Consider the following 14,732-nt stretch of genomic DNA (forward strand, 5'->3'; position numbering starts at 1 on the left):
AGATGTGTATAAGAGACAGGTCATAACTATCCAGAAATAGAATTTTTATATTAATTGATGAAGTATAAAATTTAGACTATTTTTTATAGTCTAAATTTTCTTATATATTCTTATAGTGAAAAACTTACAAAGGATGTGCTGAAAAATGAATCATAATCATATGAATCACTCAATGCATATGGGAAATTTTAAAAAAAGATTTTGGGTCTCACTTGTTGTAGCTATTCCTATTCTTCTTATTTCTCCTATGATGGGTATAAAACTACCGTTTCAATTATCGTTTTATGGATCAAACTGGGTAGTATTAATTTTAGCTACACTACTGTTTTTCTATGGTGGTCAGCCTTTTTTTAAGGGAGCAAAAATGGAATTAATGAGAAAAAATCCAGCAATGATGACATTAATTGTGATGGGGATTACTGTAGCCTACGTATATAGTCTTTATTCATTTATAGTTAATCTATATAATCCAAGTATGAAATCCACCAACTTTTTTTGGGAACTATCAACGTTAATTCTAATTATGCTTTTAGGACACTGGATTGAAATGAGTGCCGTATCTAATGCAGGAAATGCTTTACAAAAATTAGCAGAATTATTGCCAAAAACAGTAAGAAAGTTAAATAAAGATGGTTCAGAAGAAACAATTTCATTGAAAGATGTAACGGAAGGAGATCATCTAATTGTCCGTTCAGGAGATAAAATACCTACTGATGGAACTATTATCAAAGGACAGACAATAGTTGATGAATCAGCTGTTACTGGTGAATCTAAAGGGGTAAAGAAATATATTTCTGATAAAGTAATTGGTGGATCTATCAATGGTGAAGGGACTATTGAAATCCAAGTAACTGCTACTGGAGAAAAAGGTTATTTAGCAAAGGTTATGAATATGGTAGCAGATGCACAAAGAGAAAAGTCAAAATTAGAGTCTTTGTCTGACAAGGTTGCAAAATGGTTATTTTATGTAGCATTACTATCTGGTATTCTTGCGTTTATTTTTTGGTATTTTTTAACAAATTTATCGGAAGCACTGCAAAGGATGGTTACAGTATTCATAATTGCTTGCCCTCATGCATTAGGTCTTGCGGTTCCATTAGTCATTGCTCGCTCAACATCTATCGCAGCTAAGAATGGGTTACTTATAAAAAATAGAAATGCATTAGAACAGGCTAATGAGATAAATACAATTATGCTAGACAAAACAGGAACATTAACAAAAGGTAAGTTTACAGTAACTGGTGTAGAAATAGTAGATAAAGATTTCTCAAAAGATGAAGTACTTAGTTATTTGGGTGCATTGGAAGAAAATGCTAACCATCCTTTAGCTATTAGTATTATGAATTATCTAAAAGAAGAAAAAGTAACTTATTATCATGCAGATAGTATAAAAAACCTATCTGGCGTTGGTATAGAAGCTACAATAAAAGATACAACTGTGAAGATTGTTAATGAAAAAGAAATAAAGCGTTTAGGCTTGTCATTAGATAAAAAGTTTATTGAACGTTATCAGGAACAAGGAAATACGATAAGTTTTCTTTTAATCGATAAACATTTAGTGGCTATGATTGCATTAGGAGACGCTGTGAAATCTGAGTCGATACAATTTATTCGAACTTTGAAAGAGCGCAATATCACTCCTGTAATGCTTACTGGAGACAATGAAAATGCAGCTAAAATGGTCGCTGATTATTTAGGAATAGAGGAATATTATGCTGATCTTTTACCAGATGACAAAGAAAAAATTGTAAAAAAATATTTAGATTCAGGCAAAAAAGTAGTCATGGTGGGAGACGGTATCAATGATGCTCCAAGTTTAGCACGTGCCTCAATAGGAATAGCAATTGGTGCAGGAACAGATATTGCTATTGATTCAGCAGATGTAGTTTTAATAAATAGTAATCCAACAGACATCATTCATTTTTTAAATCTTGCAAAAGAAACTAGAAAAAAAATGATAGAAAACCTTTGGTGGGGGGCTGGGTATAATATAATTGCAATTCCTTTAGCAGCTGGGATACTCGCACCATTAGGTATCATTTTAAGTCCAGCAGTTGGAGCTGTCTTAATGTCATTAAGTACTATTGTAGTTGCTCTAAATGCCATAACTTTAAAAGCAAAATAAAAGGATTATATAAGAAATGACCTCTCCTCATGATTTGGGGAGAGGTCATTTCTATTTTAATGTATCCAATATTTTATAAAGAATTGAGTGCATCAATGGTAGCTGCATTATCTATATGAGTATATAAAGTTGTTGTATTTGTACTTGAATGTCCCAATTGTTGAGCAGTTAATACCAATGAATTTGTCTGTTGATAGAGTCTAGTAGCCAAAGTATGACGTAATTTATGTGGACTGACTTGGACTCTGAATCCTTTTGAATATTTTGCTACCATCCGTTCGATTGCAATACCGGATATACGCTTGGCTTCTCCTTGATAAATTGCTAGAAATAAAGCTTTTTCGTTTTCTGTTACTTTGTATCGTTCTTTCCGAATAGCTAGATAATTAGCTAAATATTCCATTGCAAAGGCTGCTATATTGACTGCGTCTCTCTTATTTCCTTTTCTAGTTACTACCACATTATTCTTGTCTAAAGATAGGTCATCTAAATTAATATTTACAACCTCGGAGAGTCTTAATCCAGATCCTAAAATCAATGCATTGATCGCCAGGTCTCTTTCTACATCTCGTTGATAATAGATCAAAGCTCGTTTGCTCAAAGTTTTTTTATATTCATTGGCAATATAATCTAGATAATTTTGTGTATCTTCGTCTAGAAATAATTTTTTTTCGATTGCGTTTGCACGGGCAGCTAACGTAGTTTTATCTGTGATAGTTGCTACTTGATCCATAGGATTATTGTCTAAGTATGGTTTTCCTAAAGGATTATTGGAACTTTTCGAAAGATATTTAAATAGAACCTTTAATGCTGTGATATTTCTATTGATAGTAGAAGTAGATAGACCTAAGTTATTATTATCTTTGAGCTTAGTTTTTGTTGTATCTTTTTTGACGTTTTCTTTTGCGCGACGTTTCAAATGAGATTTGTACAGATTTAGGTCATAGGCGGTTAACTGTCTTATCGAGGTGATTGAAGTATCAGGAACGATAGACTCACTCAGAAGCCATTCATAAAAGAGCTTATAATTTTTTAGATATTCTAAAGTAGTTCGAGGTGATTGATCTTTATCCTCACGATCTTGAACAAAATCTTTTATATAATCGGGCATATGAAGTATGATTGTATCTATTTTTTGATATATTTCTGTATTTTTCATATTGTTCATCCTTTCAATAAGTAGGGGAGAGGAGTATCTCTACAATTGGACTATACCAATTTTAGGAGGGGTTGTCAATTGGTATACTCTGAAATTTATTAATTTATTTCAAAAAAGTAGATAAACAGTTATACATTTAATAATTTAAAATAAATGGTATACATGAATAGTAAAGGAAACAGAAGGAGACAATCTAAATTTTTTAAATTGTCTAATTATATAGAAAGAACAATCTTTCTATATAATTAAATAAGCGAAAATAAAACAATGTAACTAATTATGTGTATAAAAGGGGGAGAAGTAACCATTTCTAAAGAACACATCTAAATAGTTTTTTATGTACCTATTTAGATTAGCAGATATTCTCACCATCTTTTTTGTAAGTTTACAATCAAATATGAAATGTTGTCTGCTGATTGCTATTAATAGTATATATGCTATAATAAAATTATCAAAAACAGGTTCATATTACGACCGAAAACCACTAGCGGGCTGGCTAGTGGTTTTCTTTTACGTTCTTTTCAGATTAACGGGTAGGCTTACTGTCTTTTTTGGCAATTTTACAATCAAGCCATTTGCAGATGTAGTGGGCTGCTACCTCTGTCGCAATTGCAAAAACAAAATCAAAAAACAAGCTCATTAATTATGCAATAATTATTATTGAGTCTCAAACAGGAGTTCATAGAGTAGATGTATTTTATGATAATTACATAATTAAGGAATTGCCTTAAACCCAGCAAATAGATATACAGTACATACATAACTAAAGGAGGAAAATATTATGTCGATCAAAGAAATAAAACTTAGAGAAGTAGGAAACTCAGTAGTTTTAACTATTTCGAAAGAGTTTCTTAAAGAAAATGAACTGCGTCCCGGAGACACGGTTTTCTTAGATGAAGAAAAACTTCATGCTGCAATTAAAAAAAATAACTATATCCGATGAAATAAATATAGCAACATTCCAGGCACTAACAGATTATGAAACTACCTTTAGAGAGCTTAGAAACAAATAATTATAAAATATTTGTGTGCCAAAGATATGGTAAAAATGGATGTAACTCAATAAAAAATATTCTCCTAATGAATCATTTTGAGATAAACTTCATTTTCCCCATATTTTATTGATTATTTGAAGTTTACTTCAAATATAAAACTCAACTATATAGAAAACGTAAATTTTCTATATAGTTGGGGTCTGGCGTAAGCTCTTCTTTTCTGACTTATAATAATATTTAGATTCTATCGTATATCCCGCAAACAATAATAAAAAAGAAGTATAGATAACCTATACTTCTTTTTTTAGCTATTATTCTGGAGCTACTACTAAGTTCCAATTGACGGTTGCTTCATAAGAACCAGGAGCAACAATTCCTGCATTATTTAAATGCAAATAGCAATTACCTAAATTCAAGTCATAAACGCCTTTTTGTGAACCTAGAGAATTGTTAGACATAATATCAATAGGAACTTCTGTAATAGATACATTTTTTCTACCACTCACAGTAGCTGGGCCTGAAACTAAATCTTTAGATGGATTATATGGATCTGAACCATTATTCACATTCATCATAATTTTGCTTTGAGATTCAGTTTTTATAAACGAATCTGGAATTCGTTTATTATTCTTCCAATCTAAATTAGCTTGTACTTTCCATTTAGTAGTAGTTGAACCATTATAATAGACACCTACATTAAAGCCTTGCTGTTTGTTAAATAAGTAATCTTTTGCACCACTATCTGGTAAGACTTGTGTTCCTTTAACAGAAAATGATGTAGGTATATATGCAAAAGATAATTGATTTTGTGCGGGGAACTTGGTGTTATCAACACTAGTATTTGGAGATACTAAGTCCCAACGAGCTTTAAAAATTGTTGTTGTATAATCTAAAATTGAAACTGGATTCTGTGGATTAAATCCAACAATGTCCCAAGTAATAAATTTAGAACCAGCTCTAGTAGGTATTGTAGTTTCTAATTTTTTTCTTAAATTGTCTAACTTTAGTTCATCACGCGATTTTAACAGAATGTTATCAAAATAAGAAATAATTGATGCACCATTAGAAAATTGGCCACCATTGGCATCTAGCCAAGGTCCTGGTACAATACGGTTATTTCTATCAAAATCTACCTTAGACAGCTTTGTATAACTTTGATCTCCAGTTAAAATCAACAATGGTGTTTTTTGTTCAGTGTAGAACATCAAATCAGTATATGTCACATTATTGATATTAACATTTGAAAAGTCTAACCAATTTAGAGAATCACATCCATAGAATATTCGATTCATATTTTTTAGAGAATTTGTATCGATATATTCTAAATTTAAATCGGTTAAATTAGTACAACCTTCAAATAGCGAAGACATATCTTCTACATAAGTTGTACCAGCAAACGACAAGTCTATAGACTGTAAAGATGTACAGTTCATAAACATTTGACTAATAGAAGTAACTCTAGAAAAGTTAAATCCTTCAAAATCTACACTTTTTAATTTTGTTCTATCTTTAAAATATTGAGCTGTATTAAAACCAAATACCCCAGCACTCCCCCATGATTGTGATACAAATTTAACACTTTCAATATCCATTGGGAAAATATTTTGACCATTATTTTCATCTGTTAACCAAACTTCATGTGTCTCATATAAAGCAGGAATTTCTAAATTTTTATTGGTCCCTTTATACTTTTTTAGTATATATACCTTTTTTTCACCTGTTGTAGGGTCCCCGGGATTGGGATTACTTCCATCATCTATTACTGTTTTATATTCATACTCCCAATCACTTAGAACAAAATTTGTCGGCGTAAATTCATCAAATCTGCCTTTTGTTTGTTTCTCATCTTTGCCTGTAGCATCAGATTTTTTTTCGTCTTTAGTTTCTTGTTGGTCCGTATTTTCAGTTGTAGTAGACGTCGTTTCTTTCTTACTATCATTTTCTTCAGAACTAGATTGACTAGCTAAATCACTACTATCAGTTGTAGTTTCTTCAGTATCTGAACTACTATCTTCTGCCTCAGATTCTTTAATTACATTACTTGAATCTTCTGTAGATGATACCGTGTTGTTTGTTTCTTCTGTTTTTTGTTCTGCTTCTTCTTTGACTTCCTTATTAATAGCTGAACTTTCAGTTTCTGTAGGAGTCTCTTCAGAAATTGCAGACACTTTATAGCTACTTAATGAACTACAACATAAAACAGTAATACAAGCTAGTGCAATACTCTTTTTCATATGAGTCACCTCCATTTACTGTAACTGAGAGTAAATCATAAAGAAATAAACAGAAGCGCATATAATAATACTTACTGCTAAAACAATACTTAGAATATTCACTATTAGATAATGCTTTACTTTACTTTGTAGAACATATTTATAGTCGCTAAATAACAAATAGATATTAACTCCTAATAATAATAATCCTATTATTAAAATAACGATTGGTATAGTATACATTATCTAACCCCTCCATATCTTTTCATGGATTTATTGTTAGAGATAACGAAAGTTATCAACAAACATAAGATCACTATTCCTAATAATTGTAACCACAAAAAAGTGGATTCATTCGTTTGTGGAAATGTTTTATATTTAGAACTAGTGTGACTTAAGTTATCCGAAGGATTAGAAATGTTGTCTTGCGAAATAGTAGGCTTTGCGACAAGCTTTCTTTCTAAGATCACATGCACTTCAGAGTTTTTTTCTAACCCTTCGTTCCCATCGATTGAAGAAGCTGCAACTGAATATTTAGGTACGAAACATATACTTGCCAGGAGTAACAGTAAGCTCATAAAACTTATTGTTTTATTTTTCATCTTGTTTCCTCCTTCTTACAGTAATGTAAATAGTCATACCCACATTAATAATAATCAATGCAATGATTAGATAGATTAACCATGATGGTATTTGAATCTTAATCACAGATTTTTGGTTGATTTCTTTAGCTTTATTTTCTTTGATTTCAAATATCTTCTCAAACTGCCAAGTATCAGATTTGTATTTAACTTCACATTTTAAAACATATTTTCCTGGTGATAAATTACGTTTTCCCCAATCTAATTGAAGTGGATAGATTTGATATGGCGCAATACTTACGTCTCTTTTTTCTACTTTATTTATTACTTTATCACTTTGATATTTAGATACTTGAGCGTTTACTTCATCCGCTTTGAAAATATACGGATTTTTATTGACAATATCAGCTTGGACCACTTTATGACCGTCAAAAAGTTTTGCTTGTACATCATCTAATTCTACTGAAACAGATTTATTTAAATCTGTTTTTTCATTTGCCAATACTATACCCAAGGTATAGCCATAACGATTGGCTAAAGTAAAGCCTTTTTGTTCCTTATTCTCTTGAGAATCCAGTATATTTACTGAACCAATAATGACTCCTTCAAATTTATTCTCAGGCATTGCCAAATCTAGCCATATATCTTTTGTACTGTGAGCTGGCACTTCTACCTCAGAATCAGGAGCCTTTACATATTTAGTCAAAGGCATCGTTAAATACTTACTATTTTTTACCTTACCAGAGTAATCAATAATACCATTTGTATTTGTATTGGCATCAGTAATTTTTATTGAAACTTTTTGTGTAGTATTTCCTTCATTGATTACCTTTACCCCAATTTTATCTTTATTTCCAGGATCTTCCTTTAAAAAGAAATAGCCTAAGTTACCATCTATTTGATGTTCATTAGGTATCCCTTCTACTGTAAATGAAGTAAAATCACCACTTGTTTCAGCATGTGTAGTTAATGGAGTTAAGAATGCGAAAATCATTAGAATAAATAATAAAGATTGTATAACAAATGAATTTTTTCTATCACATTTATTGACTATCTTAATCATTGTATTCATAACCTCCAATATAATGAAAGGAAGGTATTGAGAACCTTCCTTTTTTACTTTTAATAAGCATTTTATTTAGGTGCTGATTCTAATGTCCAAGTAACAGTACCAGTGTAACTTCCTGCAGAAACATTTCCAGCTTCTGGAATAACTAAAGTAACATCTGTTAATTTATCATCATATACAGCGTTACGTTGTGTAGCATTAGCACTCATGACTGTTGTAGCTTCTGTCCCTAATGTGAATTTATTTACACCAGTAACTCCGTCTGGATTTACTGCTCCTGTAGCTTGTCCTTCAACATTTTTCTTTACTTCAGTATTTGCTACTTGAATAGTTGTACCAGTCATTTGATCTTTATTTTCACCAGTCCATTCTAATTTAGCATTTAATGTCCAGGCTTCATTTAAACGTCTTTTATCTTTTACACCTACGCGGTATGGATTTTCGTTTTTTGATTTAATTACTTGTTGACCAGATTCTTGTAATTCAGATGTACCAAAGTCAAATTGTTTTGGTTGATATGCAATTGCGAAAGCTTGATCAGAATCGTTGTTTGTATTATCGTTATTATCTGGATCTTCAGGTACGTTTGGGTTTTCCCCACCGCCTGTTGGTAATGTAAATGCTGCTTTTACTGGTGTTTCTTTATTGTCTACAACTACTGTAGATGGCTCTTCTGGTTCTGCTGAGACATCCGCAAAAGCTGTTAAACCTCCTCCAACCATAGTAGATAAAATAATTCCTGCGCTGAATAGAGAAGTAAATTTTTTCATTTCTCTATCTCCTCCTTTTAATATTAATAATTTTTCTTTATTTAGATTTTTTATCATCTAAATTACGAAATAAATTTATTAAATTTTCGAAATGAAATCAATAGATTTTTTATTTCCATTTTTTATATTTATTATTAGCATTTTTTATAAAATATCATTTGTTTTCGTTGTAGAAATTCTTAAATAAACACAAAAAAAAGAAATACTATAAAAATAATATTTCTTTTTTAATTGAGAATTATTGACCGCAATTGATAAAAGCACTTATTTAAATAATAGAAAAATATAATGAATTGGTACATTCCTCACAATCGCAACATTCGTTGAAAAAATATTTATAATCTTTTTGAGAAAGGTCTATAATTTCTTTTTCTGTTAAACTATAAGATAATTTTTCTGCACTACTCTTAGGTAATAATGACAGGATAATTTGCAATCGAGCATCATAGCCTAAAATTTCAGCATGTAATTCAAAAAAATTATCTGAGTTTATTTCTTCAATTTTTGAATTTATAATTTGACAAATATTTTGTATTTCTTTCACTACCAATGGGTATTGTTTCAATAATACTTTGTCATTACATACTTTTTCATAAAAGCCAAAATAATCTACTTTATTCAAAAAGATATTTCTCTTCACTAAGAATTCTCCTTTCTTGAGTATTACTTGTATCATTATTTTATATATAAAGATATTATGATTTTTTATATGTACATACTAGTCTTATATGTTTAATAAGACTAGTTAGTGATATGTTCTTAATATCATTTTTTACTCAAGTACTGTAAGTATCGACATTTTAAAGCACGAGTATTTATAACTTTGGTGCTACTAAAATATTTTCGTTATCTTGATATAACTTAACAGTTTCACCTACTACAGGATAAACCTCAAAATAATCATATGGAATACTAACTTTTTTATTTTCTTCGGTTAATAAAATAGCATTCTCTTTTTCTAATTTAACAATTTTAGCAGTACAAGAATTTTTTTTCATAACTAAATCACAACTCCTATATTTTGTATCTATTTTTCAATAATACTTACAGTTGCTTTTCCACAAGTAAGTTCTATCTCTAATTTCTTTTTTACTTTTAAAGCACACTCTTGAGAAAAGGGTTCTGCTTCTTCCCATGATCCTAAAATAGGGAAATCGTTATGAACTGACTTGACATATTGTTTATTTTTGACACCTTTTGTTTTTACTTCAACATAGTACATTTTCGTGCACCTGCTTTCCAAAAAATTCTAACTATAAGATAAAAAAAATAAAATTAAACGTCAAAGAATCCTACTCAATTATAACAAAAGGAAATAACGTTTATTTTAAATCGAAATACAGAGCTAGTAGAACGAAAAAACATTCCCAAGTTAGTGTATAAAAAATACTGAAAAAATCACACTCATTCTTTCAGTAAATTTCTAAATATATACTAAATCATTTAAAAATATAAAAAACTGTCAAATTACCCAAAAATACACACATATTAATTTATCGGTATATACATACTGTCATTTATAAAAATTTATTTGTGCGTGATAGTTTGCTAATATTTACCGATTAGAACTCAAGAGGATAAACCTCTTGAGTAATTTTAGATTTTTTTATGTTTTGTGTGTTAACAATAAAAAGTTGCGCACTTATATTTAGGGTTGATAGTAAAATGCCGCACATAAAAAAATCTTGTAGAATTATCAACTAGAAAATTTAAAAATTTTTGCAGACAGTTCAGAATTTTTAAATAAACTAATCGATAAATATTAGCAAGCAATAGTTTATAACTGTTGCTAAATAACTATTTGATTATGAAAAAATGATATATAACTTAATCAAATAGTTCAATAGGCGTTTCATTAAGTTTGTTTATAGATTCTATTTTATTTATTTATAAAATAGAAAGCTTTTAACTTAAGTTATTGAGATAAATTCAAATAAACAAATTATACTACATCCTTATAGTCTAACTAAAAAGATTTTATTAAAGTATACGTGTGTACTACTTGATATATGGTATTTTAACTAATCTACGGGAACTAAATATGTGTAAGAAGTACCCTTATCACTTATTAATACAATGATTAGTGCTTTTATTTTGTTAAGTTTTTGCTCTTGTTTGATTTTAAAATGAACATAGCCATTCTCATTTTTACAACGTGTCAAAAAATCATCCGTTTGTTCTTCTAAAAAGGTTTCTGCTTTTATTTTTATATCATCTTCTAAAACAATATAAGCATTACTAGATTTGATATGTTTGACTTTATCATGTTTGCTTAGAAATTTATATTTTACAGATATCAGAGTTTTGTAATCATTTCTATTTACATCTCTGAAATTTTCTACGTTTACTATTTTTATACTTTCTACTAGAAACTTGAGGTTGTTCCATTCTGTATTTTCATGATTTGGTTTAAAAGATATTGCATTCATAACTTTAGGATCTACATCCTTATTTATTACCTTTTTAAAATATTTGTCATTTTTAAGTCTATTTTTTTCCTTAGAAGTAGAACTAGAAGAACTGCTTATAATTATTTCGTTTTTAATTTCATAAGAGCTGCTTTCTGAGTCCTTATTGTTTGTGCACCCTCCCAAAAAGATGATAGCCATAACTGCTTTAAATAAATAAGAAATTAATTTTTTTACCATATTTTATTCTCCTTAATACAAGAATCAAATATTGATATACATTTTAAATGAATGTTCATTAGTAATTTGGTTATCCATTATCGCAGTAAATGCTTATTTTTTCTGACATTTTGATAACTTAATTACATTTGATCAAAATAATTCATAAAAAGGGATTGTTTAAATAAACAATCCCAGATCAACCAATAAATTTTATCAGTTACTAGTTTGATTCTATTCTTCTATTTTAAATCCATTATATCTAGATCAAAAACTTCAATTTGCTCTAAGCCACCGTAAGCATCATACCAAGGTTTGGCATAAGAGCTTAAGATATTGTTTAATTCCTCAACATTTTGATAACCTTGGGTTTCTAACCATCTTTTTAATCCATCTCTTCCTTGTTTTGCGTATACCTCTACACCTTCATACCAAGTAGCACGACCACCTAGAATACCATTAAAATTAGCTCCACTATTACCTGCAAAAATCAGTTCTTCTCTAAATATATTTGTTGGTACTCCTGCACTTAAGTAAATAAATGGTCGTGTTGCTACATCACTAGCTTCTTTAAAATAAGATGATGCTTCTTTTTTTGTATAAACAGAATCAGTGTTTTTATCAGTAAAACCTTCTACATATTTAAAAACTACTGGAACTTCTACTTTTAAAACATCAATATGATATTTGCTTTTAGTAAATTCTTTAATCGTTTCAATTACTTTTTTAGGTTTGATTTTAGCAAATTCCGGCGAATCATTATTAGTAATTTTTGTATCATAAACAATAGGCTCAACAAAAATAGGAATATCTGCTGCTAAAGCTTCCATGCCTAATCGTTCTAAAAAAGCATGTTTAACTGTCAGTACTTCTTCTGTATCATCGGGATTATAGTAGACTAATACCTTTGCTGCGTCAGCACCCTTTTTCAATAAACGTTGTAAAGAATCTCCAGGTAATAACTCTGGAAAACGTCCAGTTTTACTGGTATCATATCCCGTCTTTTCATAAGATAATATTAGACCCGAATGATTACTTTTTGCTTTAATCCCCTTGAATCCGTATTCCTCATCTAATAGAATACCACTGACATGTTTGGTAAGTTCTGACGATACTAGTTCTTTAAACTCATAAATTTGGTTCATAGAAAAATTTTCTTTTCCCACTGCTGACTCAATCATCTTTTTCATTGATCCACGCTGATCAATTGCTAAGGCATTTATAATACCTTTTTCATCAGATAATTTTTGTAATTTTTCAAATTTTCCTCTTGATATTCTTTTCATATTAAACACTCCAATCTATTCGATATAATTGTAGAAATTTTAATAGTAAATGCTAAATATAAATTATTAGTTTATTATCTTATTTGTTATGTTTTTCTTTTATATATTATTCATTCAACAGGCCGATGATCTCCTTTTCCATAAAAATTTTCTGCTGTTGTTGGATTATCAAGTAATTCACTTACAGTCTCTAATTTATATCCTTCATCTTTTAGATAATCAATCACTCTAGGAATAACATTTATAGTTTCAGGATAAATATCATGAAATAATATAATTGAACCGTCATATACAGTGTCTTGCACTTTTTTTAAAATTAGATCAGAATTTCTTGTCTTCCAATCTTCAGAATCTACAGACCATTGAATAAATGGTCTATTAATGGCAAGAGCATTTTCACTCGTAATAGATCCATAGGGTGGTCGAATGAACTTTGCTTGTTTACCAGTTGCTTTTTTAATTTCATTATCTGCTTTTTTAATAGCATCATTGGCACTTTCAACAGGAAGGTAAAAGAGATTTTCATGATCATAAGTATGATTTCCAATCTCATGACCTTCTTCTGATGCTTGTTTAACGATTTGAGGATATTTTTCTGTATTTTTTCCTAATACAAAAAACGTAGCATGCACACCTTTAGACTTTAGAATTTCTAAAAGTTGTGGTGTAGTTGATTGACTAGGTCCATCATCAAAACTAATTGCTACACTTTTATTAGCTTCATCACTTGAATCATCATTAGCAATTGAAATTGAATCCATGGTCTTGCCATTTTCTGTGTTTTTCTCTTCTGAAGCCTGTGCAAATGCCGCAGATTTCTCTTGTCTAGCATTCATAGCTTTAACAATTGAAGTTACTTCAAAAGACAAAACTCCTGCTAATGCAATTAGTCCAATAAATAAATATATTTTTTTCAAAATTACACCCCTCATTTTTCTAAAAACTTTACATACAAATAAAATAATGTATAGCTACACTAACAAAAATATTGAAATCAAAAGTACTTATATTTTAATGATAACGTTAAAATATATGTTGAGCTTAGCCTTGGATATTTTAGTGCTTAGATAATTATTATCTAATTAAAATTCAACGACTTAGCTGTTTATTATTTATCACTCTTGTGTTTATGTGTTTACAAGTTTGTTGCTAATATAGCTATAAAATTTTGAAAAAATATTTTATAATTATTTGTTTTCATGATACAGATAACAGATTCTTAGTATAAATAAAAAAACAGTCTTATTCTTTAGAATAAGACTGTTTTAGGATCAATTAATTGTGCTTGAACTAAAGTATTATCTATACAAAGTTCAAAGTGTAAGTGGCTACCTGTACTATTTCCCGTAGAACCAACAAAACCGATAATTTGACCTTGTTTTATGTGGTCTCCAACTTCCACTTGATATTCTTGTTGGTGTGCATATAACGCTGTTGTACCGTCTTCATGTTCAATTGCTACATAATTTCCCCAAGAAGGATGAAACTCTGCTTTAATGACTGTTCCCGTCTTACTTGCATAGATTGGTTCACCTTGTGCAGCGGCTAAATCAAGACCTCTGTGAAACTCTCCTTCTCGCTTACCAAATAAACTAGAAATCGTATAGTTCTTCAATGGAACAATATATCCCTTATTATTTAACTTCGGATCAGTTACTTCTTGATCATATTCTGTTAAATTATAAGTTTCAATCAAACCATTTAACTTTTGATCATATTTCGTATCAGTAGCATATTTTCCTGTTAAAAATCTAGTTGCTTCTTGATAGTTTTTTGTATTTGTCTTCCATACACCATCATAAAAATTACTATTTCCTGTTAATCCCTCTTTTAGTAGTTTCGCATAGTCAGCTAAACTATCTTCATAATTTTTATATTTTCGAAATGTTGCTTGAGTAGTATAGAGA

The 14,732-nt window shown here is 29.6% G+C and carries 12 protein-coding genes and 2 pseudogenes; 2 read left to right on the forward strand and 12 right to left on the reverse strand.

Annotated elements, in window-relative coordinates:
* Nucleotides 1-145: 145 nt before the first annotated feature.
* Nucleotides 146-2,125, forward strand: a pseudogene (locus A5816_RS14365) (heavy metal translocating P-type ATPase); the annotation flags it as partial.
* Nucleotides 2,126-2,198: 73 nt separating this feature from the next.
* Here the strand turns inward: A5816_RS14365 and xerS are convergent.
* Entirely contained in the window at nucleotides 2,199-3,284 is a 1,086-nt protein-coding gene (gene xerS, locus A5816_RS14370) for a tyrosine recombinase XerS (RefSeq protein ID WP_086311586.1), read from the reverse strand.
* Between the two features lie 781 nt (nucleotides 3,285-4,065).
* Between xerS and A5816_RS14375 the strand changes: the two are divergent.
* Nucleotides 4,066-4,297 (forward strand): annotated as a pseudogene (locus A5816_RS14375) (addiction module antitoxin).
* Between the two features lie 293 nt (nucleotides 4,298-4,590).
* On the opposite strand, the gene A5816_RS14380 reads toward A5816_RS14375, so the two are convergent.
* The 11 genes from A5816_RS14380 to A5816_RS14435 all read right to left on the reverse strand — a co-directional run.
* Nucleotides 4,591-6,513: a BspA family leucine-rich repeat surface protein gene (locus A5816_RS14380; protein ID WP_179189729.1), complete on the reverse strand. Its 1,923-nt coding sequence runs from the start codon at nucleotides 6,511-6,513 to the stop codon at nucleotides 4,591-4,593.
* A gap of 221 nt (nucleotides 6,514-6,734) precedes the next feature.
* On the reverse strand, nucleotides 6,735-7,094 hold the full coding sequence (locus A5816_RS14390; protein ID WP_010733218.1) for an LPXTG cell wall anchor domain-containing protein: 360 nt from the start codon (nucleotides 7,092-7,094) through the stop codon (nucleotides 6,735-6,737).
* Nucleotides 7,084-8,136, reverse strand: a complete 1,053-nt coding sequence (locus A5816_RS14395) for a DUF916 and DUF3324 domain-containing protein (protein ID WP_179189730.1) — start codon at nucleotides 8,134-8,136, stop codon at nucleotides 7,084-7,086. The genes A5816_RS14390 and A5816_RS14395 overlap by 11 nt, the downstream gene beginning before the upstream one ends.
* A gap of 71 nt (nucleotides 8,137-8,207) precedes the next feature.
* On the reverse strand, nucleotides 8,208-8,912 hold the full coding sequence (locus tag A5816_RS14400; RefSeq protein ID WP_010733220.1) for a WxL domain-containing protein: 705 nt from the start codon (nucleotides 8,910-8,912) through the stop codon (nucleotides 8,208-8,210).
* Between the two features lie 268 nt (nucleotides 8,913-9,180).
* Nucleotides 9,181-9,552: a hypothetical protein gene (locus tag A5816_RS14405; protein ID WP_086311589.1), complete on the reverse strand. Its 372-nt coding sequence runs from the start codon at nucleotides 9,550-9,552 to the stop codon at nucleotides 9,181-9,183.
* A gap of 175 nt (nucleotides 9,553-9,727) precedes the next feature.
* Complete coding sequence (locus A5816_RS14410) at nucleotides 9,728-9,910, reverse strand: hypothetical protein (RefSeq protein WP_086311590.1); 183 nt, start codon at nucleotides 9,908-9,910, stop codon at nucleotides 9,728-9,730.
* A gap of 29 nt (nucleotides 9,911-9,939) precedes the next feature.
* A complete protein-coding gene (locus A5816_RS14415) occupies nucleotides 9,940-10,134 on the reverse strand; it encodes a hypothetical protein (protein ID WP_086311591.1) in 195 nt (64 codons plus the stop codon).
* A gap of 799 nt (nucleotides 10,135-10,933) precedes the next feature.
* Nucleotides 10,934-11,560, reverse strand: a complete 627-nt coding sequence (locus A5816_RS14420; RefSeq protein WP_086311592.1) for a hypothetical protein — start codon at nucleotides 11,558-11,560, stop codon at nucleotides 10,934-10,936.
* 221 nt (nucleotides 11,561-11,781) lie between these two features.
* Entirely contained in the window at nucleotides 11,782-12,825 is a 1,044-nt protein-coding gene (locus A5816_RS14425; protein ID WP_086311593.1) for a tagatose 1,6-diphosphate aldolase, read from the reverse strand.
* Between the two features lie 110 nt (nucleotides 12,826-12,935).
* Nucleotides 12,936-13,742: a polysaccharide deacetylase family protein gene (locus tag A5816_RS14430; RefSeq protein WP_086311594.1), complete on the reverse strand. Its 807-nt coding sequence runs from the start codon at nucleotides 13,740-13,742 to the stop codon at nucleotides 12,936-12,938.
* Nucleotides 13,743-14,074: 332 nt separating this feature from the next.
* Nucleotides 14,075-14,732 (reverse strand): M23 family metallopeptidase (locus A5816_RS14435; protein WP_179189732.1); only part of this gene is annotated, 658 nt, incomplete at its 5' end.

This window comes from Enterococcus sp. 3G1_DIV0629 (assembly GCF_002141285.1).
In the GTDB taxonomy this organism is placed as follows: Bacteria; Bacillota; Bacilli; order Lactobacillales; family Enterococcaceae; genus Enterococcus_B; species Enterococcus_B lactis.